This is a genomic window from Pseudomonas sp. Sample_10, from assembly GCF_004321495.1.
Lineage (GTDB): Bacteria > Pseudomonadota > Gammaproteobacteria > Pseudomonadales > Pseudomonadaceae > Aquipseudomonas.
This window is the reverse complement of the sequence record NZ_RCOE01000254.1, coordinates 1-1,176: the sequence shown is the minus strand read 5'-3', so window position 1 is coordinate 1,176 and position 1,176 is coordinate 1. Positions and strand designations below refer to the sequence as shown.

The following is a 1,176-nucleotide window of genomic DNA, read 5'->3' as shown; positions in this document are numbered from 1 at the left end:
AGGTCTCCTGCAACAGGTCTTCGGCGGTGCTGTGATTGTTGACCATTCGCTCCAGCGTGCGCAGCAGGGAGACTCGCTGGGTAATGAAAACGTCGTTGAAGCGCGATTGACTCACGGGAAGACCTGATCCATTTTGAGTTAATGATAATGCTTATCATCCACGCGCATGGTCAAGTCTTGATTTTGTTGATGATTACGCGCGGCCCTGCAAATAGGTCGCGTAATCCGGAATCCGATGCGAGTGTTGTTGATCCATCATCGGGCTGCTGAGCAAATAATCGGCGCTGCATTCATTGCACGCTACCGGAATGTTCCAGACCGCCGCGACCCGCAGCAACGCCTTGATGTCCGGGTCGTGCGGTTGCGGTTCGAATGGGTCCCAGAAGAACACCAGCATGTCGACCCGTTGCTCGGCGATTCGCGCGCCAAGCTGCTGGTCGCCACCCAGTGGGCCGCTGATCATGCTTTCCACTGGCAGATCGAGGCGTTGTTGCAACAACAATCCCGTGGTGCCGGTGGCGACCAGTTCATGCTGGGCGAGACGGTCTTTCTGTCGTGCGGCCCAATCGAGCAGAAATACCTTGCAGTGGTCATGGGCCACCAGGGCGATACGCTTGCGCGCCGCCATGGTTTTTTGCGTGAAGCTGATACCGATCATGGGGTTTTCCACAGGGCGATTTGCGAGGGGGCTGAGGACGCCATCGCCTGCCTGTATGAGCGAGGCTTGCCCGCGACCCCGACACCGCGGTTATTCATTGGTACCGCGTTATCGTTCTTCGCCGGCAAGCCTGGCTCCTGCAGGATCGGATAAGGCGCAACAGGCGAAGGTTATTCGGCGTTGCACAGCGCCAGGCAGTTATCGAGCATGCGGTTGGAGAAGCCCCATTCGTTGTCGTACCAGGCCAGTACCTTGAGCAGCTTGCCGCTGGACTTGGTGTGGTTGGCGTCGAAAATCGATGACAGCGGGTTGTGGTTGAAGTCGCTGGAAACCAGCGGCAAGGTGTTGTAGCCGAGAATCTTCGAATGCTGGCTGGCGTGCTTGAGCAGGGCGTTGACTTCTTCCGCGCTGGCTTCTTTTTTCAGCTGCACGGTCAGGTCCACCAGCGATACGTTGATCACCGGTACACGCACCGCCATGCCGGTCAGTTTGCCCGCCAGTTCCGGCAGCACCAGGCC

1 protein-coding gene and 2 pseudogenes are annotated in these 1,176 nt (G+C 58.1%); all 3 read right to left on the bottom strand.

Annotated features, from left to right (window positions below):
* Window positions 1-115: pseudogene (locus tag D8U18_RS25160) on the bottom strand (RNA polymerase subunit sigma-24); the annotation flags it as partial.
* Between the two features lie 78 nt (window positions 116-193).
* Window positions 194-658 (bottom strand): methylglyoxal synthase, encoded by a 465-nt coding sequence (locus D8U18_RS25155; protein ID WP_056852634.1) that lies wholly within the window; start codon window positions 656-658, stop codon window positions 194-196.
* Window positions 659-828: 170 nt separating this feature from the next.
* A pseudogene (locus D8U18_RS25150) lies at window positions 829-1,176 on the bottom strand (aldehyde dehydrogenase); the annotation flags it as partial.